Genomic DNA, 26,317 nt, shown 5'->3' with positions numbered 1-26,317 from the left:
GTCGAAGGACACTTATCTACACATGTCAGTCTCCCCAAGAAAGGCGATTCGTAACCATCTGGTCCGAAATCTCCGCGAGAATCGTTTCTACCGATTTGCCCGTGGTGTCGATTTGAATCGGTGCGAACTGATACAGACCCGCGCGCTCCTTCTTCAACGTGCGTACCCGTTCCGCGGGATCACCTGCCAGCAATGGACGATCCGGATCATTTTTCACGCGCTTGACGATCTCTTCCTCTGTCGCGTCCAAAGCGATGACCAGTCCGTTTTGGGCCATCAGCTCCCGGTTTGCCGGTCGCACAACGGCACCTCCGCCAGTTGTGATCACCAGCTTATCTTGCTGGAGCAACTCGGAGAGCACTTCGCTTTCTACATCACGAAAATACGCTTCTCCTTTATCGCGGAACAAGTCTGCGATCGTACATCCTTCCCGCTGTTCGATGGATGCATCCATATCGACCTGAGTCAACCCCAGCTTTTCCGCCAGCGCGCGTCCGACCGTCGTTTTTCCTGTTCCCATAAACCCGATTAAAATGATCGTCTGCATGGCGTTCCCCCTTATTCTTTACTTGAGCGGCACGGTTATTCGCACCGTTTTCGTCTTGGCATCAATGCTCACATCGTAGCCGAGCACATTGTCAAACAAGCTAACAGGCACCATCGTTTTGTTGGCGATTTCCTGTAGTGGCTTTTGCAGCGCGATGGCTCGTCCATTTATGACTACCTTCGGCGAGTTCTTCAGTAGTTCGACTTCCGTCCGGCCCGCGACAAGCGTAATTTTCCCTTTCGCTTCGTCGTAGCTGACGAGATAGCCGAATTTCTCTAAAATTTCCCGCATGGGCAAGTAGATCGTTCCGTTGCGCTCCCGAATTGGGCTTGTCGGGTAATAGCTGACCCCATTGAGCACGGTATGGTAGAAATACTCAATTCGCGGTGGTACAAATCCGGCACTGTTTACCTGCTGCACATTCGGAACGAAATAATGCACTTCACCGCCCAACACTTCCCCAAGCGCCCAATCGAGATGCTCTGGCCCGATGATAGATCCATGGTATGTTTGCTGTACTTTTTTCAAAAACGCAAGGAATGCATCGTCCCCGATCGTTTGCCGCAAATGGTGGTACAGCATGGCCCCTTTCGAATACCACGTCCAAAGGAATTCATCATTGGTTTCGAACTGATTGAGCCGTTTAGCGAGCTTGCCGTATGGATAACGCTGTTTTAGCTTGTCCATGTCGCTTGTATAGCCTCGCAAAACCTCATCGGCGGCAGCTTGTCCGTACCGTTTTTGTTTGTAGTAGTAGACGCTCGCCTCCACCATTCCTTCGTCCACCCAGCCGTAAGCAGCTTCCATCGTGGCGACGCTGTTATACCACCACATATGGGCGATTTCGTGCGGGAGCCAATGATCGACCATATTGTTCCAATACAAATCCTTTTTAAAAATGGCCATATTCGCGTATTCCATCGCGAACACCGTATGCTCTGCCGTCTCTGCGATAGCGACATGCGGATAAGGCAGCGGGCCGAACTTGTCGATGTAAACCGGATAGACGGATTGCGCAATCGCTTTGATTCGCTGGATGTCCGCCGGATCAACCGAGGCGATGTCGACGGTAAAGCCTGGCTCAAAGGAAATCGTCTCGATTTTGTAGTTTGGACTGCCGACCAGGCAGAAATTGATCAGCTGTTTGGCACTGTAATGAATCTCTTGGCGATTTTGCGGCAATTTTTTCGCAGTGCCTTGGCCCCATGAGGTTACCCAGCGGTATGTTTCTGGTGAATTAAAGTACACTTCGTAATCGGCGTAATGATAAATAAACGGATCGCCATAGCCGATGCGGGTCGGCGGCTCGTACCAACGGTTTTGCTGATCCATTGCGCCGAGCATCGGAAACCAGTTGGACAGCGTCCAGATCGAATCCTTTACGCCGAAACGAGACTCCCCCCGCGGCACAGGCGTCTGGAACGTGATGTTCAACACGGCGTGATCTTTTTTTGCAAATGGGTTGGCAAACGACACCGTTCCGCCTTTCCGCTCAAAAGACAGCGGCCGATTGTCTGCCGTGATCGACTTGATGACCATTGGATTCCAGGTGTAATCAAATAAGTAAAGCAAAACTTGCGACGTTTTCGGATTGTCAAACGCGAGCTGGATTTGCCCGTCGATCTTTGCCTGGTTTTCATCCAATGAAGCATGAATCGTGTAAACCGGATGAAGATTCTTGACATAAGAAGGGACAGGCGGCACAACCGAAAATGGGTCGGCGCCTGTCGGCATTGTTTGCGCTGCTTTGCTGCCGAGTGGTAACCATTGGCTGATCAAAGGCCATTTTACCACTACACCCACGGAAGAAAAAATAACCAGGATCGTCAGGCAAATCAGCAAGCTGGTTTTATGCATCGCTTTCATCTTCTATGTACGTCTCCTGACAATGGCAATAATCTTTCCATTGTAACAAATGCTTGGCATGGTGAATAGAGCGAATGATGTATTTCGGCACGTTACCGGATCGGCTCGATCACCACGTCATTTTCACGTGCCCATTGATGAAGGTCTCGCAAAAACGAAATCGTATTGACATTTTCGCGGTAGATACAGAGCGTATCGGCCGCCACTTCAATCGTTCCGCCATTGATGGTCTGTACCTTCTGCTCCAAGATCAGTTGGGTTGCCTGCTTGAAAATATCCTCTTGATTGAACAGGACGCTACCTTCCATCTCACGGGGCGCGAGTCGCCCATTCGGTAAATAGACCCGATCGGCAAACACCTCTTCAGCGACCTGCAAGCCGTGCTCCAATGCAACCTGCACGAGCGAGCTACCGGAAAATGCGTACAGGATCAAATCTTCATTGATGTCCATGATTGCCCGCACAACCGCTTCCGACAGATCCGGCCGCTCCGCAGCCTCCATATAAAACGCACCGTGCAGCTTCACATGGTTCAGTTCGCCCCCAAGCGCCCGGGCCATTCCTTCCACGGCTGCGACCTGGTACAAGACAAGCTCATATGCTTCCTTCATCGAGAGATTCATCGAGCGGCGGCCAAACGACTGCGGGTCCGGATAACCGGGATGCGCCCCCACGTTGATTTGATGATTCATGGCAATTTCTAGAATGCGACTGATGGTGTGCGGATTGCCTGCATGGAACCCACACGGAATATTGATGGAGGTCAAGTAATTCAAAATCTCCTCCTGCTCGGTCAAGCGATCAAAGCGCAATGCTTCTTCCATGTCGCAATTGATATCGATGCTTACCATACTCATCTCCTCTTTCTCATCTAAAATAAATTCGTAAGCGCCTTCACAATCCGTTTGGCTATTCGAAATCCTGGCTACGCCAAGCTTTTAGCGGAGCCGCGGTTATAAAAGAAACTACCCTTTCATGTGGGGTAGCCTGGATGGTTGTTAGGAAGGCTGCATGTGCACGCTTTCGCTCTTATCTCTGTTCTCATGAACCGGTTCGCCCAACATCATTTCCGTCAAAGCGATCAGCTGTGTTTTCTCCAGATGATAATCGAACTCCTTCGCTTTATCCGGCTTTGCGTTGTTATAGGTTGTTGGAATTTCATGCCGATGGGAACGCTCGATCCGTGTGACAAACGGCAATTTTTCCATCTGTCGGACCGTATTCTCAAAGACATCAGCCCCTACATACATCGAAACGTAATTCAGACGTTTGGAAACGTAATGGATCGAGCCGAATTTACGTAAATGTTTGGCTACCCTTGGATTCTTGATCCAGACGGCAAGGCCGAGACGCTTTTCGCGATTGCTTTCCATGCGTATCTTCTTCTCCAATCCGTTCATAATCGTTTTGCCACCATTGTATCAAAGGAGAGGGCAAATGTGACAGGTCCTTTGGCGCCATTTTCCAACTGATACGATCGTTATGTATCCCCCCATCCGCTTCCACCTGAACGGGCGGTGCGGATGGCGAGCTATTTGGCATGGCTTCACGTGGCTCTATGTCGTGCAAAGCGGCGTTGCCGCTACTTCTTTTTCTTGGTACCGCATCCGCAGCTGCCGCCTGTACCGCAACCGCTCGCTTTCGCTTCGAGAAACGGATTGTTGCTTGGCACCTTGATCGTGTCGGATACGGCATCTGCAATCGTCCGGCCGACATGGTAAAGCAGTTCATCAAGGTCGTTTTCCGCCCGCTTGAACGCTTGCACGGTATCAAGCATCTCGACGGTACGCTTCAGCTCGCGCATTTCGCTCGATACCCGGGAAAAATCCGGATGGTATTTGCCAAAGCGCTGTACTTCTTCGTATTCCGTTTTCTTTTTGGTGAAGGCAGGCAGCAGCCGACGGTATTCGGGATCTTGATCCAATGCGGATTTGGCCTGCAGATAGGTTTCCACTTCCAACGATTGGTTAATCATAGCCGACAAGTCGGACGCTCCAAAAATCAATTGAGCCATATCAACGGATTCCATCGCTTCAATCATCCGATGCCCACACCCCTTTCAAAGTTCATTATTCACCTTGTATTGTATCATGAACCGCCCAATCTTGGTGGCATTTCCAAGAAAATTCACAGGTCGCTTACACTTTCATAGTTGTGGGAGGAGAATCCGCGCCCGCGTAATCGCATCGATCGGGTAACGATGCAGTTTTTTGCCCACCAGCATCGTCACCCACCAGTAGCCGTTTTCCACCTGGACGTTTTGGACAATCCCCTCCAGCTCGCCATCACGCGTCTCCATAAGAATCGTCAGCTCCAGCTCGCGCGCTCGCTGCAGTAAATCGCGCAGCGTGTTTGCATGATACGACTGGTAATGCTGCGTCCACAGCTTAGGAATTTGCGCGAGCTGCGGGATCGCTTCCGTATAATTGGGAAAGACGTTTTCGATGTGATACTCGTGCCAGCTGGGTCGAATATCGAACAGACCGGATTGCAGCTGGCTTTTCGCAACTATTTGGTCGTTCGGCTCGGCAGGAGCCAGCACGCCACCACTTGTCGGCTGGTATCCGTATTCCTTCAGCAAACGCAAGAGCTCGCCCGCATGCTTGGGCTGGATCAAAAATGCCGTATCAGAGATCGGCTCGGTTATGAACGGCGCAAGCGAAGGCAGCTCCATCAGCTCGGCCAGAATGCGCCGGTCGGCTGTGCGGACGCACACGACCGTTTCCAGACGAATTTGCTTTGCCCCTCTCGCCCATTGATCGAGCTGATTCTGCACCGAGGGGGGAATCGGATGAAAGCAGTGCTTCTGCATAAACTGCAAGATTTCGCCCTCTTGTTCCCCGTGCGCTAGCGCACTTTGGATCTTGCCCATGGACAGCGTTCCTTTGACCAACCCGCCTTCAAAAGACAGGTCGGCATACCGCGACAGCTCCCACAGCAAGGACAATGGAACAAGCGATGGGATCAATAAGTCTCCTGTTGGCTCCATGTACCAGCCTGCAGCAGCTGAATGCGATTCGATCGGATTCCACTTGACATAGAGGTCCCCTTCTGGATCGCTGCCCAGCTGGATGTACCCCATCCCAAGCAGCGGATGCAGCCAGCGATCACAAAGCTGCTGCATCGCATCGTCAGGAAGTTCATACCCGCTATGGCGAAGCCGCTCCAGCAATTCACGTACCCGATTCCAACCTGCTTTTTCTTCCTGTGACAATTCAAAATGAACAGCAGCGAGCCATGGCTCTGGCGGCAAATAAGTATCGACGACGGCCTGCAAAAGTCCGTCTACCTGTTCGGCGTAGGACAGTGCAAGCCAAGAATCAGTACGCTCTCGAACGATCGATAAGCGTGAGCCGTCTGTTTCAAGAAAGCCAAGGCGCATCCCCAAATCCAGGAGAAATGCCAGCTGAGGCGCGTATGGAGGATGGTTTTTTGAATCAGGTAGCAACGACTGGAGCCATCGGTCTGTATGAATATCCTGCAGGGAAAGCAGGCTTGTCAGCTTGGGAAGCAAACGCGCATGTATCGTGCCCTTTTTTGTCAGTTGCAGCTCTTCATTGTAAATATGAGCAAGCAGGGCAAACATATCCAGATGAATTCCACGGCCAGCTGATATATAATAAGAAAGTGATTTCGTCAAGATGTCATTAAGACTATTTTCTTCATCGGCTTGTACCACACGATGCAGCGACTCACGCACTTCGTGGGGCATGATATAGCCGATCTCGCTCCAAAGCTTGCGCACGGTAACGATCATGCCTAACCTGCGCAGCCTGGTCAACGCAGTGAGCCAAGCGGCGCTTCCTGCCTTTGTCAGCTGGTCCCAATCTCGCTTTTTCAAAAAGCCTTGTGGCGCTTTCTGCAAAAAAAGCATGGCGGCCTCTTTCTCCTTGAGGGATAGCCGTTCCCACAGGCTCGATAAAAAATATGGGTCAGCCAGCTGTTCCGCAGGATCGTTTGAAGCTTTCGCTTGGATTACCATTTGGTTTTGCTCGGCCAAGATCGACTGCTTGGTCGCTTCTGACAGCAAGGAAAAGCCTGCTTGCAGTCGCATAGATTACTCACCTCTTTTTCGCTTACACTTGCAACCCATGAACTATCATACTACCATCAGGAGGTTTGCGAAATGAATACACTTTTTGGCCTACTGCTTTCCGCTTCATTATTTGCGTTTGGAGGTATGTCTGCCATGCCTGAACAACAACCACAACCAGCAGCATTCACTCAGCATGCGATCACATATGAACCGCTCAAAATGCCTTATCCTGACGCAGCTAAAACCGCTTGGGAATCGATTCGCAAGCAAGGCGGTTACAAAATCGGCAGCGATGCGCAAAAAACGTATGTAGCCATCGGTCTTGGCCAACGTTCCACAGGCGGCTATCGCGTAGAAGTTTCCGGTGTTTCACAAGGAGCCAATGGCGAAATCGTCATTAAAGCGAAAGAAATTGGTCCAAAACCAGGCGCGATGACGACTCAGGCGCTGACGTATCCGTCGATCGTAATCTCGATGCCGAAAACGGCGAAGCCGGTTAAAGTCATCTTCGACTAAAAGGCAAAAGCAGAGGGAATCATCCTCTGCTTTTTTTCTGTCTTTTTTCATGGCGTGCACGTTTGGCTGGCCGTAGCTAACGATATTATTCTTTCACATCGACCTTGAACTCCTGTTTCACCCCGTAGGAATCGTGATTATTGTGCGCCAGCTCAACCGTGACCAAATGCTGACCAGGTTGCATATCCTTCCATACATAGCTTGAACCAAACAGCTTCATCACTTTTTTTCCATCGATATACAGATGAACGTGCCCTTCCCCGTCTTTGTTTTCTTTCCCCATATTTTCCAAGGAGAAGGTAAAATTGGTTACTTTCATTTCAAGATGCAGATCGTGCTTTTCAAGTCGGTGGTTGACTTCGAGCTTCGGCGTTACCTGAAAAGGTGCATGTGTTTCGGCGTCTGCCGTCTCTACATTTGTAGATGCCATCGGCTCACTAGTTGACTTGTACGCGTACACAAGACCGACTGCAGCCACTACCGTCAGCAAGCTGTACAAAATTCGTCTGAATACCATCATGTTGGGACCACTCCTTTTTTTGTACAGACAGGGGTGCCTTCTCCCTGTCTGATGCGTACGTGCCACTGCGTTCGCGTGTTTGGCGTATTTCTCACAATACTTTCCAATCCGCAGTATGTCCCAACCGACCGCATTTGATTCATTGACTAGGCTGTTTGCGCATTTTTTCCATGTCGTCATCGGGCTTGGACTTACGGGTACGGAATCGACTGTGCCACTCCCCCAATCGCTTGACGAAATTTGGGCTCATCTCCCGTTGGCAATCGCCCTCATAAGCGCATAGGCTGTAGCGTGACGGAAAGGAGGATCCGGATGGGCTTTTTGGACGGTTTATTTGAGGACAACGAAGAACTGCTCTGGATCATAATCGTGGTTGTGGTGCTGCTGTTCTTTTTTTCAGACCGGGATTAGCGTACGGGCAGGCGGCTTATGATCAAACGACCTTATCGTCAGTTAGGTCGTTTTTTGCTGCTTGGGGATAAATAGCATCATTCAGAGAATTGAGGGTGCACGAAAAGAACGGCCTGCCTCTTTGGCAAGCCGTTCTTTTCCATTTTTACGACTAGTGGCGCGGAGCCGATTCGGAGATTTCGTACAAAGCCTCGCTCGCTTCATCGTGGTGCACTTGACGGACAGCCATATCCGCGATCGCCACGATGCCTTCGAGCTTGCCATGTTCCACGACCGGCAAACGGCGGATCTGGTACTTCGCCATCAGCTTAGCGGCGTCATCGACAGTCATGCCCGGTTGTCCAAACACGATATCGCGCGTCATCACCTGTTCTACCTTTGCAGAACCTTCATGCTTTTCAGCCAGTCCGCGGATCACGATGTCGCGATCGGTAATCACCCCGATGCAATCGTTCTTCTCGTCCACGACCGGGATCACCCCGACGTTCCAATCGCGCATTTTGACCGCCACTTCATATACGTTATCCTGCAGCGTCACCGTCGCTACATCTCTCGTCATAATTTCGCGCAACGTACGATTTTCCAAGGTTGTCATACCCGACATTCCTCCTTTCATCATTACAACGCTAGTCTTTCCTGCCGCGTTTTTTTTCATGCAATTACAAGCGAATCGAGAGCCTCCAAATGCCGCTCACCGCTTTCTTCTTTTACGCAATTGCACTTCTTACCAAAACCTACTATCATAGGAGTGTGAATACTAGTTAGGAGGAATACTTTTCATGGTCATTAAGGATACTGGGCTGAACGGAAAAGAAGCGCTGTTGGCCGACATGGATACCTATATGCACGATACAGGCTTTGTCCGTTGGGCCTGGGATTATCTGCATGCTACATACGATTACAAACTGGTAGAAAAAGGTGTTACATACTATCTGCGCATCCAAGCTCATGCGATCGAAGGTCGCCTGGAAGATTCTCACGCGCTGCTCCGCCTCGAAGAGCCGTTCATCGGCAAGCACCTGTTCCCGCATGGCGTTGATTATGATGCGGTCATTCCAGACAACGTATTGAAAAATGCCAAAGGTGCCCTGAAAACATTGGGCGATAAGCTGGCTAACCACTAAGTGTACCAATAAAGAAAGCACTGAGCTGACAGAGAGGGACTAAACCTCTCTGTTTCGCGTCAGGGAGGTGTTTTGCGGCAATGAAATCGCGCGGCGTTCCCGACTTCTTCCTGTTGTTTCTCGCAATCCTGCTCGTCGGCTTCGGCATCCTCATGGTGCTAAGCGCCAGCTCGATTTTTGCGCACACCGGGATTTACACGAGCAAAGGCTGCGACTACTGCAAGGGCGATGAGCTGTATTTTGTGAAAAGGCAAGTGATGTTCCTCGGAGTTGGCATCATCGGGATGCTCTTCGCTATGAATATGCCGTTTGCGTTTTACAAACGAAACTTTCTCCTGATTTGTTTCGTTTGTCTCTTTCTTCTGGTGATTGTGTTGATTCCGGGGATTGGAAAGCTTGCCAACGGAGCACGGTCCTGGATTCCTTTGGGCGGCTTCAATATGCAGCCATCCGAATTCGCCAAAATCGGCATAACCATTTATTTGGCCGCGATCATCTCGAAAAAAGGAGATCGGTTCCTCTCCTTCAAGAGCGGACTCTTCCCTGCTCTGGTCGTTATCGGCATCTTTTTCTTATTGATCGCCATCGAACCAGACATGGGGGGAGCTGCCATTCTGCTGGGGACGGCAGGGGTTGTGCTAATTTGCGGCGGTGCCAACCTCGCCCACCTGTTCATGCTCACCGTACCTCCGTTCACGTTGTTCTTCATCGGCTATATCATGACCAAGGGGCATGCGCTCGACCGGCTTTTAAGCTACCGCGACCCATGGTCCGACCCGCTGTACAAAGGCTATCAGCTGACACAGTCGTTCATGGCAATCGCCCGAGGCGGCATGAACGGGACAGGCTATGGCAAAGGCATCCAAAAATATTTGTATTTGCCTGAAGCGCATACCGATTTCATTTTTTCCGTGATCGCTGAAGAGTTCGGCTTCATCGGAACATCGTTGTTTCTGCTCGTTTTTCTCGCATTCATTTTGCGTGGCGTACACATTTGTTTGCGTTCCAAAGATATGTTCGCCAGCCTTGCCGGAATTGGGGTCATCACGATGATCACCATCCAGGCGGTGATCAATATCGGCGGTGCTACAGGCGCCTTGCCGATTTCGGGCGTACCGCTCCCGTTCATCAGTTATGGCGGATCTTCCCTATTAGTCTGTATGATCGGCACCGGTATCCTGCTCAATGTCTCGCGAGAAGTAAACCGGCAAAAAAATCTCGACAATCATGGGTAACGCAAAAAGACCGATTCCCAAGCCTTCTCCAGCTTGAGAATCGGTCTTTTTTCATTGATCATCGGTCAGGTGCCCATCTCGATGCTTTCCACCCGTACATTTACCTCGCGCACTTCCAAGCCTGTGAAATTCTCAACCAGTTCTTTCACCTTTTGCTGCAGCTTGCCGCATACCGCGTGAATGATCGTCCCATACTGTACAGCTACACGCAGCTCAATCCGGGTGCTCTCCTCATCGATCAGCACAATCACACCTTTGGCCGCGTTCTTGCCGCTGATACGTTTCGACATTTCGTCGTAGAGACCGCTCGCTTTTGTCACGATTCCGGGTATGTCCTGAGCTGCCAATCCGGCGATAACTGCTACAACGTGATCCGCAATCTTCACTTCTCCCCGTCTCCAACCCTCCATGTACAGCCCACCTTTCCTCACATGCGGACGTAAGTATTTCTACTTCTTATTATAGCTGGGCACTGCTTGGGTTTGGAAGAATATTTCAGGCATAATTTTTGAAAAAGTTGGTGCCTGGCAGCGCACGTCAATCAGGCTTGGTCCGTCGCCCGCTAGCGCCTCATCAAGCACCGGTCCCAATTGATGCAATGTCGTAGCTTGGTAGGCACGCAAACCGAACGCCTCCGCCAATTTGACAAAATTCGGGTTAGGCACGTCTGTGCCAAACGGACGGTAGCCGCTCGCAATCATTTTCCGTTCTTCCAAGCCGAGTGTGCGGTTGTTGATGACGATGACGGTGATTGCGAGCTTTTGTTCTGCAAGAGTCGCGAGCTCGCCTGACGACATCAAGAGGCAGCCGTCTCCGATGATAGCGATCACCTGCCGTGCCGGTTGTGTCAGCTTGGCTGCGATCGCGGCAGGCAGCCCGTAACCCATCGTACGCCATTTGCCGGAGAAAACCGGAAGCTGGGAGCTTGCTGGAAACACACGGTTAAACCAGATCGAGTGTTCCCCCGTATCCACCGTGACGATCGCATCCGACTTGACCCGCTTGGCTAGCTCGGAGATGAGAATCTCGCTGCGCAAGAGTCCATTCTCATCTGGTCGCGCCCATTCATCCATTTCCTGGAGATAATGGGCGTGCAGGGTTTGCATCTGTTGCTTCCACGCGGCGCGGTCCGGATGCAACTGTGGCTGCTCCAACCGCGGCTGCCAAAGAGCTAGCGTTTCCTCCACGCGACTTACAACAGGGCTCAAATTCGCATAAGCGTGAAACGAACCAAGACGCTCATCGACCTGAATGATCGGCAGCTGACTAGGCAAGTACTCGCGTGGATACCATGCAGCACCAAAGACGACTAACAAATCCGCTTGCGCCATCGCTTCCAGTGTCGCCGTGCTCCCCCCGTCGCCGAGACCGCCAAGCATTTGCGGATGCGCAGCATCGATCGCCCCTTTTGCCCCTAGCGTGAGAATGATCCCAGCATCCATCGTCTCTGCTAGCTGCTGCACCCCTTGTGATGCCTTGCGTGCTCCAGTCCCTAGCAAAAAAAGTGGCTTCTTCGCCTGTAGCAAACGTTCAGCCGCCGCCATCACACTCGCCCGGTCAGCCTGCACATCTGGAGCTACTGGTTGCTGGGGCAGGATTGCAGCGGTCGTTTCGAGCTCCCATAAATCTTGACAGACCGAAAGATGGGCCACATTTTGCTGCTCAGTCGCAGTCAAAAAGGCGCGGTGCATTGCCTCTCCGATTGCCTCAGGATGTGTAAGGAGCTCAGAACGAGCAGACACTACGGATAGAAGGTGTTGCTGGTCAATGAATTGCTTGTGAAAGCCGCCAAGCTTGTACGTTTCGACCTGTCCCGTCAGCGCAATCACCGGAACACAATCCATATGGGCATCTGCCATGCCGTTCAAAAGCTGCGCTGCACCCGGCCCGGAAGTTGCGATACATACTGTCGGTTGACCCGTCAGCTTGGCCTCTGTCGATGCCATCAATGCGGCTGCCGTTTCGTGCCTGCACGGAATGTAAAGAATTTCGGCTTGGCGGCCCAATTCATTCAGAAAGGGCAAGATGGCGTCACCCGCAACGCCGTAAATCCGTTTCACACCCCATTGAACCATCTGCTTGATGACGTATTGACTGACTGTTTGTTGCATGGCTCTCAACCTCCCGAACGTCTATCTTGAACATTCACTAGTCTTGACCAAGCATCCATCATTTTACACTTCGCCTGGCTATTGGATGTGAACGCTTTTTGGACAAACTACTCCCAAATGAGAGGCATCATTCAAGGAGGCACACCATGAAAGTGAAACGACCGCTATTGATCTTAGGCTCGCTAGTTTTAGCCTCAACCATCGTGGGCACAACGCCGATGACCATCAATGCTTTCAGTAAAACGACGATTGAGGTCGGTGCAAGCGGCACAGATGTCAGAGAAATGCAAGCGCGCTTGAAATTTCTCGGCTTTTACACCGGAGCGATCGACGGCCAATTCGGCTGGCGCTCTTATTGGGCACTCCGCAACTTCCAATATGAATTCGGGATGAAAATCGACGGAATCCTCGGCCCGAAAACGAAGCTGAAGCTGTACAATGCAACTAAAGACTGGCGCCCAACTAGACCGGAGGAGTCACTTGGCGCTCCTTCAGCATCAGCTCCTACGGCTCCATCGGCTCCTTCAGCCCCTTCCGCTTCGGCTCCGTCGCCCACCCCATCGACAAACAAAAAAGCGTCAACCATCTCGGACAACGATCTCAAGCTGATGGCGAATGCCGTGTTCGGTGAATCGCGCGGCGAACCGTACGTTGGACAGGTGGCAGTTGCTGCCGTCATCCTTAATCGGACGCGCAACCCCGCTTTTCCAAATACGCCAGCTGCGGTTATCTTCGAGCCGCGCGCTTTCACCGCAGTTGCCGATGGCCAAATTTACCTGACGCCGAATGAGACGGCCAAAAAAGCGGTGAAGGACGCATTAAACGGCTGGGACCCAACAGGCGGCGCCATTTATTACTTCAATCCGGAAACAGCGACCTCCGCTTGGATTTGGAGCCGCCCACAGATCAAAAAGATCGGCAAGCACATTTTTTGCCGCTGATTTGAAAACCTGGCAGCGCCAAACTTTGGCTAAAGCCACGGTCTGTACAAAAAAACAGGCGCGCCATCGCATGTGGCGCGCCTTTCTTTCCGAACGTTATTTGGTTTGCATATGCTGGGCCATCTTTACGAACCGCTCTTCACTCTCCGTCGTTCCGCAGACGCCGCACTGGACCAAAAACTGATCACCTCGGTATGGCTGGTGAAACGTGTCGAGCTCTTCTTGCGACAGCATGTTCACAACCTCGCCCGTCTGTGGATGCAGCCGCACATATTGGGGTTGCTGTTGAATGATCGTGAAGCGCATGCGATTTGACTTGCAGGTCGGACACATATAGGGTTGAGTCATTGTTTTCCTCCCCTTTTCGTATTTGCGACTCTTCCCTATTGTGCCTACCTGCGGATGACGTATTCCTTCGAGTCACTATCACGTTTTTACGTGACAATCTGGTAAGGATTGGGTAGACTAATTCATGTTATCGCTCTATTTTTTTTTCGTTTGGAGGCCATTATGAAGCAAAAGTTGTTCTTCACGCTAGTCGGCGCAAGCTTTGCGCTAGCGGCTTATGCGCACTATGGAACAGACCTGGATCTATTCAAATTCATCACTGCATCGCTTGCTGTTGTTTTTCTCGCCGCCTGGCTTGGAAAAGCGACCGAAAGCGTGGCGCATTACGCAGGCGACCGGATCGGCGGATTTTTGAATGCGACGTTTGGCAATGCCGCCGAGCTGATCATCGCTTTTTTCCTGGTCAAATCCGGCTACTTTGACATGGTAAAAGCATCGATCACCGGATCGATCATCGGCAACATGCTGCTCGTGCTTGGTTTGAGTGTATTTTTGGGCGGGCTCATTTATAAGGAGCAAAAGTTCAACAGCCTGCTGGCCGGCCATAATGCATCGCTGATGATCTTGGCAGTGATCGCCCTGTTCGTCCCTGCTGTCTTCATGCAGCAGCTTCCTGTGGCCAAAATCAATACATTGAGTATCGTCATTGCGGTGATATTGATCGTCGCATACGTACTCTGGCTCATCTTCTCGATGGTGACCCACAAAGATTTCTTGTCCGACATCGAGCCACATGACGGCGAGCCGTCCTGGTCAAAAGGCGTTTCGATCATCATGCTCTTGGTCGCAACTTTCTTTGTCGCCCTCGTTTCCGAATGGCTGGTGCACAGCGTGGAGGTGGTGACCAAAGCGTTCGGCTGGTCTGAAATCTTCGTCGGTGCATTTGTCATCGCCATTATCGGGAATGCCGCGGAGCATAGCGCGGCGATATTGCTAGCCATGAAAAACCGGATCGGCGCAGCCGTCGAGATCGCCATCGGTTCTAGCTTGCAAATCGCCTTGTTCGTCGCACCAACATTGGTATTGATCTCCTGGTTCCTTGGCCAACCGATGAACATTGTATTCTCGCCATTCGAATTGGCGGCGATTGGCGCGAGCGCATTCATCGCGATCAGCATTTCGCGGGACGGGGCTACCAACTGGTTTGAAGGTGTATTGCTGCTTGCCGTCTACATCATCTTGGGAACCGCGTTCTTTTTTGTCTAATCCAAGCGATTAGAAAACCTGGCTGCGCCAAGCTCTTGGCTTAAGCCGCGGTTGCACTGTTACTGGATAAGAATTTAATAAATTCTTATCTGTATAAAAAAAAGCGAGGGCTTCGTACCCTCGCTTATTTTTTCGAATTAAACATCTCGTGTAAATCAGCCAGACGCTTCTCCAGCTCATCCATAATGCTTCTGCCAAGTTCTTCTTCAATCAGACCGAGCCTGACTGCAAATTCCACTTCACGGGAAAGTCCAAACATCTGCGTGTCCAAAACTTCTTCATAAAGCGGACATTGTGGCATGGTCAGGTTTTCCATCTGTACGTCGATTAATTTATATATCTTATCAGCATCCGCACGCAGCAGAGCCATCGCCTTATCAGCCATATCTGGAATCCTAACCTCTTCCAAAACGTATCCCTCCGTTTGCCTCCAACCTTACCATACATAGTACGCCATTCCAAAGCATTTGAAAAGGGGAGAATGCAGTTTCTCCGTGACGGTTTGCGCAAATGGTAGATGTCCATGTACAATTGGAAGGCGAAAACAATCATAGTTGCTTCATTTTTTCCCAAGGAGGATATGCATCATGGCTGATATCATTACGGTGACAGGCGCTGTCTCCCATCGCATTACGATCGACCCCAGCGTCTGGATTTTTGATGACCGCAAAATTGATTTGGCGCATTTTACCGGAGACTTGGATGAAGTCCAAGACGATGTTCCGGCTTATTTGAAAGGGACAGGCGCCCAATGGGACAAGGAATTGAAAGAAGGTTCGCTCCCCCCTTCTGAATCGCGCAGCATGATTAAGGAACGGAAAGCATTGATCGGCGATTACGCAATGCGCCTAAGCTGGTTCCTCGACAATGCCCAGCCGGATCCTACCGCAGTCTCGCTCAAGCTGCATCGCGAGGAAGGCGAGCCGATCACCTTGCCACTTTCACAAGCGCGCCGCGCTATCCTGCAGTTTTCCAAAGATGGCAAGCCGATTCGCGAAAACGGACCTGTTCTTCTCTACTTGCCTGATATGTGGAAGCAGAAGGAATCGCCGATCGATCGGATCGTTTCGTTCGAATTGATCTAATACATAAGCACTTTTCGCTGCTGTAATTAGAAAACCTGGCTACGCCAAACTTTTTGGCGTAGCCGCGGTTGCACTTATACTGGATAAGAATTTTATAAATTCTTATCTGTAAAACAAAGGCCATCCAGTTGACTTGGATGGCTGTTTTGATAATTGATCATTAAGCGGTTACCAGAGCATCGACTAGGCTTCTTCGCACCAGTTCTTCATAGATCAAGTTGATAAAGTCTGATTCCAACTGGAGAGAGACAGCACGCCGATAGACTTCGAGTAACATTTGATCGCTTAAATATCTCACGTTTGTCACCTCCTCTTTCTATTTGGAATTCTATCATTATTTGGAAGAGGGAACAATTGCCGCTAAATCCACAGTCCCTGTGGAAATCATGTGAGTATCTTGTTGATTCTTTGTGTACAAGACAAAAATATCCATTTTTGCTTATGTGGATTTACCCGCTGCTTTTATCCACAGCTCGTCGAAATTTGTCGAGAAAAAAATGCCTGCAAGCATGTGCGCTTACAGGCATTTTTCACAAAATCTCTATTCGGTTCCTTATGTGTGAACGGAAATTCGTACAATCTCAGTAACAACCACGAGCGCAAAGACGAAAAACCCGATGGAGCTAGTAAAAAACAACATCCGTTTCAATTTTGCTTTGTCTTCCATTTTTTCTACCTCGCCTTCTTTTTTCACGCTCTTTTTCACGTAAAATCGTTTCTCTACTAAATTGTACGAAAGAACCCGCCCAAAGGTTTCATTTTTTACAGTTATTTTTTGGCAATTGTGTGACTAAAACTCTGCCTGCAGCTTTACCCCAACTTTTTGTTCGAGCTGATAGAGCAGCCAGGCGACGACGATGCCGACCAAGAGACAGATCGACCACGCGAGCCATGGCAGCTGCTGGTGAACGCCAAGGTCATAGACCCATCCGCCGATGAATGTCCCAAGCGACCCTCCGAATGCCAGTGAATACCCGTTGAAGCCGTAGTACGCGCCAATCTGTTCCTTCGGTGCGAACAGCGGAACCATCTCGATCAAGTATGGCATCGAAATCATCGTGCCAAATGCGAAAATCACCGAATCGAGCATGATCGCCCACAAGCTGTCGGCAAAGGTGAAGAAAAACATTCCGATGCCCATTAGAAGTGCCCCCAAGCCGATCAACGTAAACCGCTGCTGAAAATGGGCCAGCCACTGGATGATTTTCATCTGGAACAGAATTGTCGCGACCGAGACCGTTGACAGCACGATCCCGACAAACGTTTTGCTTCCCAGCGTATCCTCTACGAATTGCGGTATTGTCAAAAATATTTGCATGTACAAATAGTAATACCCGATTAAAATAAGCGTATAGAGCATGAATGGTTTGTCCTTAATCACATGGATGACGCTTTGCATTAGCGACTGCCTTGTGTTTCGCATCGTTGCCGCTGGCAGACATAGAAGCCCGACGATGGATAATAGATAGTAAAGCGCACCCGCAAAAATCGAGAGCCAAAAGAAATCGAAGGACGACAAGGCTGTGCCGACGATTTGTGAGCCAACCACGCCTACGTTACCGAGCACGTTACGGAAAGCAAATACGTCCTTGCGAATCGACTCCGGTGTCAAAATCGCATACGCTGCGGAACCTGCTGGCTCGAACAGCGAGCCGCCTAAACCAGACAGCACGGCTGCCAGGAAAAAATGCCATGTCTCGGTACAGTATGCAAACGCGCAAAACCCCGTGGCTCTAATAAAAAGCCCGAGGACCATCGTTCCTTTGTAGCCGAATTTGTCTGAAACCAAACCACCCAAAAACGAAAAGCCCTGCTGCGAAAACTGCCGCACCGACAGTACCAAGCCGGCCATTGCCAGCGTCCACCCGATGCTGCCCGTCATGTAAAGCGTCAAATACGGGATCAGTGCATAAAAACCAATATTCATGATAAATGACATCAAGAGCAGTAATTTTACCGAGCCCGGCGTTTCGCGCCATATCTCTTTCCTCAAGCCAAACGGCCTCCTTTTTATTGACCACTCAAGGGATATGAACAGCTTACAGAATGCGGTATGATTTGAGAAACGATCATTTTTGTTTAGAGTAATCAAAAATACACATAAGAGGGCGTTGTCTATGGATTTTGAACAATTGCGCGCTTTCCATACGGTTGCGCAGACGAAAAACTTTACCAAAGCGGCAGAGATTCTTCATTTGGTGCAATCGACCGTAACCATGCGCATCAAGCAGCTGGAAGAGAGAATCGGAAAGCCACTGTTCATTCGTGATAAACGAAATGTGGAGATTACCCAAGCGGGGCTCTCTCTGCTTCCCTATGCCGAACGAATCTTGAAGCTGGCGCAGGAAGGGATCAGCGAAGTCGCTTCCTTGCAGCCATATGAAGATAGGCTGACCATCGGCAGCTTGATGTCCGTCTGGAGCTATACGCTCGAACCCGTTTTGAAAGAATACCATTACCGCTACCCAAACATCGCCGTCAAAACGAAGACAGGTCATTCCAGCGACGTCATCCAATATTTGCTCGATAATATCATCCAGATCGGGATCGTCTATATCCCGCCTTCTCTACCCAACTTTGAGGTCATTCCCTGTTTCGAGGATGAAATCGTGCTTGTCGGCCCACCCGACCACCCGATCACGCGGGAAGGCACCGTGACGGTGAAAGACATCGCGTCGCTCCCGCTACTCTACGTCAACTGGGGCTCGCCTTTCCATGAATGGATTCACAACAATCTGCCGCGCAGCTTCGTGCCCAAGCTACAGGTTGACCAGGCTGGGCTTGCGCTCGATTTGATCAAGGAAGGCCTCGGGATCAGCCTGATGACCCGCTCCTGTGTCAAACAGGAGCTGATGGATGGCACCTTGAAGGAGATCGTGATTCAGGGTAGCAAGCCGCCGAAACGCTCCGCCTATATCGTCCTTCCCCACGAGAAAAAAAATAGGCCCAGCGTAGAAAAATGGCTGAGCCTCATGCGTGAATTCAATTATATGACCTAGGTACGTAAATGCGGGGCGGACTTCTGAATGCACGGTAGCGAGAAACCGCCCCCTCGTACCAATGCCAGGTGACAAGCAGCCAAGCGAGTCCGAGTAAAAGACCTGTCAGGACATCGCTTGCGTAATGCACGCCGAGGTAAATCCGGCTGAAACAGACCGATACCATAATGATGCTGGTCACAATGCCGGACAGGAATGCTGGCAGTGCAGTGACACGGCTGATCAACATGATCGCGAGCATGTAAAAGCACGTTCCTACCATCGCGTGTCCGCTTGGAAATGATGCCGATTCCGGCAGTTCGATCAACCCGAAGCCCGGTGGTCTCGGTCGATCAAATACTGCCTTAAGCCCTTCGTTCGCGACCTCTACTCCAACAACCCCCACAATGAGAAAGATCGCTTCCAATCGATCGCCGCGAATCCAAAATAAAAGCGCCACCACAAGCGCGATTGGCGCCAGGACTACGCCGTTACCCAAATACGTGAGTGCCTTCAACACCGTTGTGAGCCCGTCCATGTGGATGGTGCCTGCCCAGGAAAAGACGGCTCCGTCGATTTCTTGCGTGCTCCCCACCTCTACCAGAAGCGTGATCAGCGCTCCCACCAAGAACAATCCAGCGGCCCAAAAAAGAAGCCGCCTCCTATCCCCATATGTATGCATCTCTTACCGTTCTCCCCCACTTAGCAGCAGTTGTAACGATTCGGCGAATTTCCGATCGTCGTCACCTGTCCGCGCCGCCGGCCCTTTTGTCCGACCGCCACCGCGGCGAAACCGTGCTTTCTCATTTCGTTCCTCCAGCATGAAGCCGATTTTATCCGGATAAAATATGGTGCCATGTGGTGATACCGCAAGACCTTGCTTGCCCAAAATCATTGCTGCGAGCCCAATATCCTGTGTCACCACGACGTCGCCCAGACGCACCGCATTCGTCAGCTTCAAGTCGACAGCCTGCGGACCTGCATCAACCATAACATGATGAGGGTGGTCCATCTGATGGTTGTAGCTGGCATAGGTGATGCACTGCCAGCCGTACCGTTCACAAAGCATCCTCACGATGGCGAGCGCTTGCTTCGGGCAGGCATCCGCATCGACCAAAACCCGTTTTTGCTCAGCCATTTTGCATTCCTCCTGTTTGCGTATGCGATCTACACTCCCACTCTCGTGTTTTTTTTGATAAGATATGATTCAAGTAAGAGGAGAGTGAACAACCTTGCGCTACGAATTTGTCCTGGATGAACGACTTGGTATCCCTTTGCCTTCGCTTAATCTCGATTGGGAGATGTATACAGCGGAAGAGCGCTCCGACATCCTCCTTCAGTGGGAAGAAATCCGCGCGAAAATTCCAGACCGGATCATTCAACTGGAAACCGTGATCAATCGAAAGCAAACGCAGCTGTCAGAAGAAGAAAATTTCGCCGTCTCCTGTAATCTGAACAGCGAAATCCATGAATTGGCCAGCGTCATCAACGACCTGAACATTTGGTTCCGCGTTCAGCAGGAATACGCGAGCGGCCACGCCCACCTGTAACATCAGACGTGGGCTTGTTCCTTGGGAGCGGCCACGCCATATGGTTTGCGCATCAGCCGCTCCCACATTGGAATAAAGCGTTGGATTAGCGGCCCGATCGATAATGCTGTGACCAGTGTGCCGATCGAGACTGGCCCCCCAAGCATAAACCCCAAAATCGTCACGGTGATTTCAATCCCGAGCCTCACCTTCTGGATGCTCCAGCCCATCCGATCATTCAGCGCTAGCATAAAGCTGTCGCGCGGTCCCGCCCCCAGCCTCGGGGAAAGATACATTCCTGTTCCACATGTGTAAATCAAAAGCCCCGCACCAAAGCAGATAGCACGCTGGATCAGCGTTTCCCCCTTCGGCACCCACTCGAGCCACATGAACATATCGATGAACAGCCCGAAAAAAAACATGTTCAGGAACATGCCGATCGTCGGCTTGATTTTCCCGATGGCATAGGACGAAAAAATGATCACCAGGCCCACGATTTGTGACCACATGCCAATCGTCAATCCAAAGGTTTTTTGCAAGCCGATATGAAAGGTATCCCAGGGCGCCACCCCCATATTGGCCTCAATCATCATTGCGATGCCGAACCCCATGACCAAAAGTCCCAACATAAACATCGTGTAGCGGATCGTCAAAGGATGCACCGCTCTTTCTTTCCTCATACTTCTCGATCTCCCATCGTTTCGTCGCTTCAGGCTTTCTCTCCATTATACAAAAAGCAGCGCATTCGCCAAGGATGATAGAAAAAAACCCTGAACAAAATTTGTCAGGGTTTCACCAGCCAATCCGGCTTGATTTCGTAAAACAGCTTATCTTTCCGAAAGTATGCCATCACGTCCCGCTGCCCAAAGTAGCGTGCGAGGTCGCCAAGCGCATCGCCTTTCAGCGTCACTTGCCGCTGTTTTCCTTGCTCGTCACGGTATTCGATGATGAGCGCGACCTCCTCAGCCATGCAGTAGGTGGTCAATTCTTCCGGTGTAGCAAATGCAAGTCGTTTCATGCGGTTCCCCCGTTTGGATCATCTCGATCTAGTATACCACGGGGACGTTTTACTTCATATTGCCAAAAATCGTGGGCCAGCTCCGTATTGGGAAATGTTTGCCGCGCTTCTTCCAGCACCTGTAGAGCCGTCCACTCGCCTTCGGGATCGTCATAGCGTGGGCTGATATGGGTTAAAATCAGCTGTTTCGCTTTTGCCGCTTTGGCGATCTCTGCCGCTTGTCGTGCCGTGGAATGACCGCTTCGTACCGCCAGCTCCAGATGCACATGCGCATAGGTCGATTCATGAATCAACACATCGGCGTCGTGGGCCAGCTGCTGCAGCGCTTCACATGGCATCGTATCGCCGCTCACCACAACCTTTCGCCCCGCTTGCATCGGTCCTACAAGCGTGTTTCCCTCAATCGTTCGCCCATCTTCCAGCACAACCGTCTCACCGCGTTTCAAGGCACCGAACAAGGGCCCCGGCGGGATTCCCAGCTCTTTTGCCTTTTCGACCTGAAGAGCGCCGCTGATCGGTTTCTCCTCGATCGCATAAGCGAATGCCGGCACACGGTGCTGCACAGGCGCGCAGGTCACCGTCACTTCATCCGTGTCCAGAATCATACCTGGCTCAATTGTATGAAAAAAAAGCGGATAGCCGATGTGCATGGGACTCACCGCTTGCACCGCCTGCACGTAGTCAAACAAGCCGGGCGGCCCGTATACGTCGATTCTCGTCTCTACGCGAGCCGACAACGAGCGGCTTGCAAGTAAACCAAGCAGTCCAAATATATGATCGCCGTGCAAATGCGTAATGAATATCTTTTCCAGCTGGCTGATTTTGAGCGGGCTTTTCAGTAGCTGATGCTGTGTTCCTTCTCCACAATCGAACAGCCACCACTTCCCCGTTTTGCGAAAGCTGAGGGCGATCGCGCTGACATTGCGCTTTGTCGATGGCACGCCAGAACCGGTGCCCAAAAAGGATAGTATCATGATCGAATCTTCACCTCCCTTTCATTATGGCTGATTTTTCCCGTAACCACAATTCGTGAGCGGTTTCCCACCTTCATAAAAACCCCTGGACTGGTACATTCTAACAACAGAACCGAATGCGACAATCTCTTGGGAGTGTAGGTATGATTCATAAGCGAATTTCACCGATGCTGCTGTATTGCACGATGATGCTCTCCATCGGCATTTCCAACCATGTATTACTCATTCCCATTCTTCTACATGTCGCCAAGCGCGATGCATGGGTTGGCGGCCTACTCGCATCTATTCCGCTGCTCCTTTGGGGCATGCTTTTGCTGATGATGCTAAAAAAACTGCGTGGCCGAAACCTGATGGAATGGATCGAGATTCGTTACGGAAAATTTCTGTGGCTGATCATCTCCGGGCTGATGGCTTGCGAATTTTCGCTCATGGCCTTGATTAGTTTTCGCGATCTGGTTACCTGGTCGCAAGTCACCTATCTACCTCGAACCCCTCGGATTATTGTGGCGCTGACGTTCATCGGCATCTGCTTTTTAGCGGCACAAAAAGGGATTCGCGCAATCGCACTTTCCGCAGGCCTGCTGCTACCGGCCGTCATCGTATTCGGCGATTTCGTCGCGGCTGCCAATTTCCAGGTGAAGGATTATTCGCTCTTACTGCCCGTGTTCACACATGGCTATGGGCCAACGATTGCAGCGATGTTGTACACGATGAGCAGCTTGTTTGAAATCATGTTCATTCTGTTTATCCAGCACCACGTGTCCAAACCGATCAAGCCGCTCGCGCTGTTTCTTTTGTCGTTTATTCTGGTTGTGCTCACCATCGGCCCCTTAACAGGCGCGATCGCGATCTTCGGACCGTTCGAGGCAGCCATGATGCGGTATCCTGCGTTTGAACAATGGCGTATGGTGACACTGGGAAAATTCATCTCGCATCTTGATTTTTTTTCAATCTATCAATGGATTTCCGGTGCCTTTATTCGGACCTCGCTCATGCTGTATCTTACCCTCGACATCATCGGGCTAGCGAGCAAGCGGGCGAAAACCTACACGTTGATCGTGATTTGTGCACTTTTCCTGGGATTCATCATGATTCCGGAAAGCGACAGTAATTTTTTGAAACGGCTGGAGTACTTTTACTTTCCGATCTCATTTGGCTTGATCCTTTTCGTAGGACTGCTATTATTCGCGCTGGTGATGCTGGCAAAAGGAACGGAGGATCACAAGTCATGAAGAAGGTCTCACTTCACGATCTCGATGAGCAAGCATTTCGCTCTATGTTTGCCAATGCCGCCGATGTCAACATTTCCTCCTTCCTATTCGAGACCGATACCGCACCCCAAAAGGTTGTGCTGTTGTATTGCGAAGGAATGGCGCAATCGGAAAAAATCGATGAATTCGTGCTTCCCCGCTTGCATGACATGATGGCAACGCTTGAGCGGGTTGACAGTGCCTCAATCACCAAGCATCGCACGCTGCAGCTCGTCGAAATACAGGACGGCCCAGACATGCTCGAAACCGTCACCTTGGATCTCTATTCCGGCGAACTGCTGCTGTTATTCGAGGGGCCACAGCTCCTTTTTGCGCTCGACATCGCCAATCCGCCAAACCGGTCCCCTGAGGAGTCGAATTCAGAGGTCTCGCTGAAAGGCCCGCGGGATGCCTTGACGGAAAGCATCGTAACCAATGTCGCTCTCATCCGCAAACGGCTGAAAACCCAATCGATGAGCTACGAAAAATTCATCATCGGCACGCGTTCCCACACGAATGTTGCGCTGCTGTACATTCACGACATCATACGGATGGAAATTGTTGAAGAAGCAAGACAGCGTCTCTTGGCACTCGATGTCGACGGCTTGCTCGCTAGTGGCCAACTGGAGGAAGGCTTGTCCGATCATCCGTCATCGCTGTTACCGCTGTTCGAATACATCGGCCGACCCGATTATGTCGTCGACGCCTTGCTACGCGGCCGTTTTGCCATCATCGTGGAAGGCTCGCCGATGGCAATCATCGCGCCTGCAAACCTGACCTTGCTGCTTAAATCGCCCGAGGATGCGCATTTTCCCTTTTATTACGTCTTTTTTGAGCGTCTGATGCGGTTTGCCGGCTTAATCGTTTCGATTTTTTTGCCTGGTTTCTGGATCGCTGTGTCCGCTTTCAATTTGGATCAGATCCCCTTCCCTTTGCTCGCAACCATTGCGTCCGTGCGGCTAGGGCTCCCGTTTTCCGGTCCGATGGATTTTTTCCTGATGCTCGGCCTGTTTGAATTGTTCCGCGAAGCCGGGATGCGGCTGCCGAAGGCAGTTGGGCAGACGGTAACGGTCGTCGGCGGTCTGATTGTGGGCGATGCCGCCATTCGCTCCGGGATTACGAGCCCGGTGACCGTCGTGATCACGTCCATTTCAACCATATCCATGTTCACGCTGGTCAACCAATCGCTCACTGGCTCCATTTCTGTCTTGCGGATTATCATTCTCATCTTATCGGCCCTTTTTGGCATGTATGGCTTTATGCTGGCGCTGATGGGGCTGGCACTTTATTTATCATCGCTTGAATCGTTCGGTGTGCCCTATCTCGCTCCGCTGTCGCCGATCAAATTCTGGGAGATCATGACTTCCTCGTTCGGGAAGCCATGGACGAAACGCAACCGCCGCCCTTCCTTTTTGCATACGCAAGACCCTACCCGCAGAGGTGATGGTTCGCGATGAAGCGCTGGCTGCGCATGACTTTTCTTTTAATCTCGCTTGCGCCCGTTCTCAGCGGCTGCTGGGATATGAAGTCGATCCAGTTTTCGAACTATATTACTGCTCTCGGCTTCGATTTTCGAGACGGACATTACGTCGTCTATGGACAAGTGTTGGACTTCTCTAATATCGCCAAGCAGGAAGGCGGGAAGATGAGCGCGGTTGCCCCAGTCTGGTCGGGACATGAAGAAGGGGAAACCATCAACACCGCCTTGACTAATCTGTATAAAACCTCGCAGCAGCGCATTTATTGGGGGCATATCAATGCCATCGTGTTCACAGAGGCTGCGCTTGTCAAAGGCATGGGTGATTTTTTCGACGGGCTGACTCGGTTCGGGGAAACCCGGCTAACCCAGTGGGTCTTTGGTACGAAAGAACCGCTCGATAAGCTATTTTCAGTGACTCCATTTTTCAATTTGTCGCCGCTGGCCTCGATACTCCATCAGCCGGAAGACATCTACCGACAGGATTCCTACATTCGCCCGATTCGGCTGTATAAGGTGCTTGCTCAGCAAAAGGAACCTGGGTACACAATTCTTTTGCCCTCCCTGCACATCAATACGAACACATGGAAACGTGAGGGAGAGCCGGATCCCAAATTGGAGCTTGATGGGATCTTCGCCCTGCATCAAGACAAGCTTGGCAAGTGGATCGCCAAATCGCAAGTATCCGGCCTGCGCTGGCTCCAAAAAGGACCTACGTCCTCCCATCTTACGCTGAAAAAGAACGGCAGACCCATCGCAGTCATCACTGTTGAGCATGTCAAGGGGCACATCAAGCCAGCGAACAAACCTGGTGCCCCGCGATTCAACATTACCATCAAAGGCAAAGCAAGGATTTCCGAAGTCATTCAGGAGCTTGGCGTCGCTGCTTTCCAGGAAGAAGCCGCAAAAGACATCCGAGCGGCAATCGAACAAACCGTTCTACTGGGAAAGAAGGACGGCGTAGATCTGTTAAGCTTGGAGCATACGCTCTATCACGACGCCTTTGCACAATGGAGCAAGCTAACTGCCAACGGGAAGAAGCGCTTGTCTGATTATGCGTTGGATACAATCGAGGTGAATGTGAAGATCATCGACTCAGGCATGCTGCGCGACAAGGAAGAGCCGAAGCGGGAGTACTGATTACA

At 51.0% G+C, this 26,317-nt stretch carries 30 protein-coding genes; 11 read left to right on the top strand and 19 right to left on the bottom strand.

Annotated features, from left to right (window positions below; translation table 11 throughout):
* Nucleotides 1-25 precede the first annotated feature (25 nt).
* From EDM56_RS29745 to EDM56_RS29720, 6 genes are all read right to left on the bottom strand, one after another.
* Complete coding sequence (locus tag EDM56_RS29745) at nt 26-547, bottom strand: shikimate kinase (RefSeq protein ID WP_122921546.1); 522 nt, start codon at nt 545-547, stop codon at nt 26-28.
* An 18-nt stretch (nt 548-565) separates the two neighbouring features.
* Nucleotides 566-2,413, bottom strand: coding sequence for a stalk domain-containing protein (locus EDM56_RS29740; RefSeq protein WP_122921545.1), 1,848 nt, complete (start codon nt 2,411-2,413; stop codon nt 566-568).
* Nucleotides 2,414-2,505: 92 nt separating this feature from the next.
* Nucleotides 2,506-3,264, bottom strand: a complete 759-nt coding sequence (locus EDM56_RS29735; protein WP_122921544.1) for a 5-oxoprolinase subunit PxpA — start codon at nt 3,262-3,264, stop codon at nt 2,506-2,508.
* Between the two features lie 147 nt (nt 3,265-3,411).
* Nucleotides 3,412-3,813: a YlbG family protein gene (locus tag EDM56_RS29730; protein ID WP_246009589.1), complete on the bottom strand. Its 402-nt coding sequence runs from the start codon at nt 3,811-3,813 to the stop codon at nt 3,412-3,414.
* A gap of 182 nt (nt 3,814-3,995) precedes the next feature.
* Nucleotides 3,996-4,451 (bottom strand): YlbF/YmcA family competence regulator, encoded by a 456-nt coding sequence (locus tag EDM56_RS29725; protein WP_122921562.1) that lies wholly within the window; start codon nt 4,449-4,451, stop codon nt 3,996-3,998.
* A gap of 108 nt (nt 4,452-4,559) precedes the next feature.
* Complete coding sequence (locus EDM56_RS29720) at nt 4,560-6,467, bottom strand: hypothetical protein (RefSeq protein ID WP_122921543.1); 1,908 nt, start codon at nt 6,465-6,467, stop codon at nt 4,560-4,562.
* Between the two features lie 72 nt (nt 6,468-6,539).
* On the opposite strand from EDM56_RS29720, the gene EDM56_RS29715 reads away from it, so the two are divergent.
* On the top strand, nt 6,540-6,965 hold the full coding sequence (locus EDM56_RS29715; protein ID WP_122921542.1) for a protease complex subunit PrcB family protein: 426 nt from the start codon (nt 6,540-6,542) through the stop codon (nt 6,963-6,965).
* Between the two features lie 85 nt (nt 6,966-7,050).
* On the opposite strand, the gene EDM56_RS29710 is transcribed toward EDM56_RS29715, so the two are convergent.
* Together EDM56_RS29710 and EDM56_RS29705 are read right to left on the bottom strand one after the other, a co-directional pair.
* Nucleotides 7,051-7,485 carry a hypothetical protein gene (locus EDM56_RS29710; RefSeq protein WP_246009588.1) on the bottom strand — a complete coding sequence of 145 codons (435 nt, stop codon included), beginning with the start codon at nt 7,483-7,485 and terminating at the stop codon, nt 7,051-7,053.
* Nucleotides 7,486-8,047: 562 nt separating this feature from the next.
* Entirely contained in the window at nt 8,048-8,491 is a 444-nt protein-coding gene (locus EDM56_RS29705; RefSeq protein ID WP_122921541.1) for a CBS domain-containing protein, read from the bottom strand.
* Nucleotides 8,492-8,675: 184 nt separating this feature from the next.
* Between EDM56_RS29705 and EDM56_RS29700 the strand changes: the two genes are divergently transcribed.
* Both EDM56_RS29700 and ftsW read left to right on the top strand, forming a co-directional pair.
* On the top strand, nt 8,676-9,020 hold the full coding sequence (locus tag EDM56_RS29700) for a YugN family protein (protein ID WP_122921540.1): 345 nt from the start codon (nt 8,676-8,678) through the stop codon (nt 9,018-9,020).
* 80 nt (nt 9,021-9,100) lie between these two features.
* On the top strand, nt 9,101-10,255 hold the full coding sequence (gene ftsW, locus EDM56_RS29695; protein ID WP_122921539.1) for a putative lipid II flippase FtsW: 1,155 nt from the start codon (nt 9,101-9,103) through the stop codon (nt 10,253-10,255).
* A 65-nt stretch (nt 10,256-10,320) separates the two neighbouring features.
* Here the strand turns inward: ftsW and EDM56_RS29690 are convergent, their stop codons facing one another.
* Nucleotides 10,321-10,665 (bottom strand): Asp23/Gls24 family envelope stress response protein, encoded by a 345-nt coding sequence (locus EDM56_RS29690; protein WP_122921538.1) that lies wholly within the window; start codon nt 10,663-10,665, stop codon nt 10,321-10,323.
* Between the two features lie 39 nt (nt 10,666-10,704).
* On the bottom strand, nt 10,705-12,366 hold the full coding sequence (locus tag EDM56_RS29685; RefSeq protein WP_122921537.1) for a thiamine pyrophosphate-binding protein: 1,662 nt from the start codon (nt 12,364-12,366) through the stop codon (nt 10,705-10,707).
* A 146-nt stretch (nt 12,367-12,512) separates the two neighbouring features.
* Between EDM56_RS29685 and sleB the strand changes: the two genes are divergently transcribed.
* Nucleotides 12,513-13,307, top strand: coding sequence for a spore cortex-lytic enzyme (gene sleB, locus EDM56_RS29680; RefSeq protein WP_122921536.1), 795 nt, complete (start codon nt 12,513-12,515; stop codon nt 13,305-13,307).
* A gap of 96 nt (nt 13,308-13,403) precedes the next feature.
* Here sleB and EDM56_RS29675 read toward each other — a convergent pair whose 3' ends face one another.
* Nucleotides 13,404-13,655 carry a hypothetical protein gene (locus EDM56_RS29675; protein ID WP_122921535.1) on the bottom strand — a complete coding sequence of 84 codons (252 nt, stop codon included), beginning with the start codon at nt 13,653-13,655 and terminating at the stop codon, nt 13,404-13,406.
* 162 nt (nt 13,656-13,817) lie between these two features.
* Between EDM56_RS29675 and cax the strand changes: the two genes are divergently transcribed.
* Nucleotides 13,818-14,861 (top strand): calcium/proton exchanger, encoded by a 1,044-nt coding sequence (gene cax, locus EDM56_RS29670; protein WP_122921534.1) that lies wholly within the window; start codon nt 13,818-13,820, stop codon nt 14,859-14,861.
* Between the two features lie 124 nt (nt 14,862-14,985).
* Here cax and EDM56_RS29665 read toward each other — a convergent pair whose 3' ends face one another.
* A complete protein-coding gene (locus tag EDM56_RS29665) occupies nt 14,986-15,246 on the bottom strand; it encodes an Fpa/YlaN family protein (RefSeq protein WP_425456374.1) in 261 nt (86 codons plus the stop codon).
* Nucleotides 15,247-15,448: 202 nt separating this feature from the next.
* On the opposite strand from EDM56_RS29665, the gene EDM56_RS29660 reads away from it, so the two are divergent.
* The gene (locus EDM56_RS29660) at nt 15,449-15,946 is read left to right on the top strand and encodes a molybdopterin-binding protein (RefSeq protein ID WP_122921532.1); all 498 of its coding nucleotides are present in this window, start codon (nt 15,449-15,451) and stop codon (nt 15,944-15,946) included.
* 160 nt (nt 15,947-16,106) lie between these two features.
* Here the strand turns inward: EDM56_RS29660 and sda are convergent, their stop codons facing one another.
* Together sda and EDM56_RS29650 are read right to left on the bottom strand one after the other, a co-directional pair.
* Nucleotides 16,107-16,244: a sporulation histidine kinase inhibitor Sda gene (sda, locus tag EDM56_RS29655; protein WP_122921531.1), complete on the bottom strand. Its 138-nt coding sequence runs from the start codon at nt 16,242-16,244 to the stop codon at nt 16,107-16,109.
* 492 nt (nt 16,245-16,736) lie between these two features.
* Complete coding sequence (locus tag EDM56_RS29650) at nt 16,737-17,939, bottom strand: MDR family MFS transporter (RefSeq protein WP_246009587.1); 1,203 nt, start codon at nt 17,937-17,939, stop codon at nt 16,737-16,739.
* Nucleotides 17,940-18,063: 124 nt separating this feature from the next.
* On the opposite strand from EDM56_RS29650, the gene EDM56_RS29645 reads away from it, so the two are divergent.
* Entirely contained in the window at nt 18,064-18,945 is an 882-nt protein-coding gene (locus EDM56_RS29645) for a LysR family transcriptional regulator (protein ID WP_122921530.1), read from the top strand.
* On the opposite strand, the gene EDM56_RS29640 is transcribed toward EDM56_RS29645, so the two are convergent.
* Both EDM56_RS29640 and EDM56_RS29635 read right to left on the bottom strand, forming a co-directional pair.
* Nucleotides 18,929-19,606: a phosphatase PAP2 family protein gene (locus EDM56_RS29640; protein ID WP_122921529.1), complete on the bottom strand. Its 678-nt coding sequence runs from the start codon at nt 19,604-19,606 to the stop codon at nt 18,929-18,931. The two genes, EDM56_RS29645 and EDM56_RS29640, sit on opposite strands and share 17 nt — an antisense overlap.
* 3 nt (nt 19,607-19,609) lie before the next feature.
* A complete protein-coding gene (locus EDM56_RS29635) occupies nt 19,610-20,062 on the bottom strand; it encodes a YaiI/YqxD family protein (RefSeq protein WP_122921528.1) in 453 nt (150 codons plus the stop codon).
* Nucleotides 20,063-20,156: 94 nt separating this feature from the next.
* On the opposite strand from EDM56_RS29635, the gene EDM56_RS29630 reads away from it, so the two are divergent.
* Nucleotides 20,157-20,474, top strand: a complete 318-nt coding sequence (locus EDM56_RS29630; protein WP_122921527.1) for a hypothetical protein — start codon at nt 20,157-20,159, stop codon at nt 20,472-20,474.
* Nucleotides 20,475-20,476: 2 nt separating this feature from the next.
* Here the strand turns inward: EDM56_RS29630 and EDM56_RS29625 are convergent, their stop codons facing one another.
* The 3 genes from EDM56_RS29625 to rnz all read right to left on the bottom strand — a co-directional run bounded on the left by EDM56_RS29625 (nt 20,477) and on the right by rnz (nt 22,445).
* Nucleotides 20,477-21,133, bottom strand: a complete 657-nt coding sequence (locus EDM56_RS29625) for a YczE/YyaS/YitT family protein (RefSeq protein ID WP_122921526.1) — start codon at nt 21,131-21,133, stop codon at nt 20,477-20,479.
* A gap of 104 nt (nt 21,134-21,237) precedes the next feature.
* Nucleotides 21,238-21,471: a hypothetical protein gene (locus tag EDM56_RS29620; protein WP_122921525.1), complete on the bottom strand. Its 234-nt coding sequence runs from the start codon at nt 21,469-21,471 to the stop codon at nt 21,238-21,240.
* Nucleotides 21,468-22,445, bottom strand: coding sequence for a ribonuclease Z (gene rnz, locus EDM56_RS29615; RefSeq protein ID WP_122921524.1), 978 nt, complete (start codon nt 22,443-22,445; stop codon nt 21,468-21,470). The genes EDM56_RS29620 and rnz overlap by 4 nt, the downstream gene beginning before the upstream one ends.
* Nucleotides 22,446-22,588: 143 nt before the next feature.
* Here rnz and EDM56_RS29610 point away from each other — a divergent pair, with 143 nt between their 5' ends.
* From EDM56_RS29610 to EDM56_RS29600, 3 genes are read left to right on the top strand one after another with little or no spacing between them, the layout of a single operon-like run.
* On the top strand, nt 22,589-23,677 hold the full coding sequence (locus EDM56_RS29610; protein ID WP_183192649.1) for a GerAB/ArcD/ProY family transporter: 1,089 nt from the start codon (nt 22,589-22,591) through the stop codon (nt 23,675-23,677).
* Nucleotides 23,674-25,152 carry a spore germination protein gene (locus tag EDM56_RS29605; protein ID WP_122921522.1) on the top strand — a complete coding sequence of 493 codons (1,479 nt, stop codon included), beginning with the start codon at nt 23,674-23,676 and terminating at the stop codon, nt 25,150-25,152. Before EDM56_RS29610 ends, EDM56_RS29605 begins: the two co-directional genes overlap by 4 nt.
* Entirely contained in the window at nt 25,149-26,312 is a 1,164-nt protein-coding gene (locus EDM56_RS29600; protein ID WP_122921521.1) for a Ger(x)C family spore germination protein, read from the top strand. The genes EDM56_RS29605 and EDM56_RS29600 overlap by 4 nt, the downstream gene beginning before the upstream one ends.
* The last annotated feature ends 5 nt before the right edge of the window (nt 26,313-26,317 follow it).

It is taken from the genome of Brevibacillus fluminis (assembly GCF_003710825.1).
Lineage (GTDB): Bacteria > Bacillota > Bacilli > Brevibacillales > Brevibacillaceae > Brevibacillus_D > Brevibacillus_D fluminis.
Note: the sequence above shows the minus strand (reverse complement) of the source record. Positions and strands in the feature narration are given on the sequence as shown.

Coding starts and splice junctions, on each gene's coding strand:
- EDM56_RS29745 (WP_122921546.1), bottom strand. CDS start 547: ATGCAGACGATCATTTTAATCGGGTTTATGGGAACAGGAAAAACGACG.
- EDM56_RS29740 (WP_122921545.1), bottom strand. CDS start 2,413: ATGAAAGCGATGCATAAAACCAGCTTGCTGATTTGCCTGACGATCCTG.
- EDM56_RS29735 (WP_122921544.1), bottom strand. CDS start 3,264: ATGGTAAGCATCGATATCAATTGCGACATGGAAGAAGCATTGCGCTTT.
- EDM56_RS29730 (WP_246009589.1), bottom strand. CDS start 3,813: ATGAACGGATTGGAGAAGAAGATACGCATGGAAAGCAATCGCGAAAAG.
- EDM56_RS29720 (WP_122921543.1), bottom strand. CDS start 6,467: ATGCGACTGCAAGCAGGCTTTTCCTTGCTGTCAGAAGCGACCAAGCAG.
- EDM56_RS29715 (WP_122921542.1), top strand. CDS start 6,540: ATGAATACACTTTTTGGCCTACTGCTTTCCGCTTCATTATTTGCGTTT.
- EDM56_RS29710 (WP_246009588.1), bottom strand. CDS start 7,485: ATGATGGTATTCAGACGAATTTTGTACAGCTTGCTGACGGTAGTGGCT.
- EDM56_RS29705 (WP_122921541.1), bottom strand. CDS start 8,491: ATGACAACCTTGGAAAATCGTACGTTGCGCGAAATTATGACGAGAGAT.
- EDM56_RS29700 (WP_122921540.1), top strand. CDS start 8,676: ATGGTCATTAAGGATACTGGGCTGAACGGAAAAGAAGCGCTGTTGGCC.
- ftsW (WP_122921539.1), top strand. CDS start 9,101: ATGAAATCGCGCGGCGTTCCCGACTTCTTCCTGTTGTTTCTCGCAATC.
- EDM56_RS29690 (WP_122921538.1), bottom strand. CDS start 10,665: ATGGAGGGTTGGAGACGGGGAGAAGTGAAGATTGCGGATCACGTTGTA.
- EDM56_RS29685 (WP_122921537.1), bottom strand. CDS start 12,366: ATGCAACAAACAGTCAGTCAATACGTCATCAAGCAGATGGTTCAATGG.
- sleB (WP_122921536.1), top strand. CDS start 12,513: ATGAAAGTGAAACGACCGCTATTGATCTTAGGCTCGCTAGTTTTAGCC.
- EDM56_RS29675 (WP_122921535.1), bottom strand. CDS start 13,655: ATGACTCAACCCTATATGTGTCCGACCTGCAAGTCAAATCGCATGCGC.
- cax (WP_122921534.1), top strand. CDS start 13,818: ATGAAGCAAAAGTTGTTCTTCACGCTAGTCGGCGCAAGCTTTGCGCTA.
- EDM56_RS29665 (WP_425456374.1), bottom strand. CDS start 15,246: ATGGCTGATAAGGCGATGGCTCTGCTGCGTGCGGATGCTGATAAGATA.
- EDM56_RS29660 (WP_122921532.1), top strand. CDS start 15,449: ATGGCTGATATCATTACGGTGACAGGCGCTGTCTCCCATCGCATTACG.
- EDM56_RS29645 (WP_122921530.1), top strand. CDS start 18,064: ATGGATTTTGAACAATTGCGCGCTTTCCATACGGTTGCGCAGACGAAA.
- EDM56_RS29640 (WP_122921529.1), bottom strand. CDS start 19,606: ATGCATACATATGGGGATAGGAGGCGGCTTCTTTTTTGGGCCGCTGGA.
- EDM56_RS29635 (WP_122921528.1), bottom strand. CDS start 20,062: ATGGCTGAGCAAAAACGGGTTTTGGTCGATGCGGATGCCTGCCCGAAG.
- EDM56_RS29625 (WP_122921526.1), bottom strand. CDS start 21,133: ATGAGGAAAGAAAGAGCGGTGCATCCTTTGACGATCCGCTACACGATG.
- EDM56_RS29620 (WP_122921525.1), bottom strand. CDS start 21,471: ATGAAACGACTTGCATTTGCTACACCGGAAGAATTGACCACCTACTGC.
- rnz (WP_122921524.1), bottom strand. CDS start 22,445: ATGATACTATCCTTTTTGGGCACCGGTTCTGGCGTGCCATCGACAAAG.
- EDM56_RS29610 (WP_183192649.1), top strand. CDS start 22,589: ATGATTCATAAGCGAATTTCACCGATGCTGCTGTATTGCACGATGATG.
- EDM56_RS29605 (WP_122921522.1), top strand. CDS start 23,674: ATGAAGAAGGTCTCACTTCACGATCTCGATGAGCAAGCATTTCGCTCT.
- EDM56_RS29600 (WP_122921521.1), top strand. CDS start 25,149: ATGAAGCGCTGGCTGCGCATGACTTTTCTTTTAATCTCGCTTGCGCCC.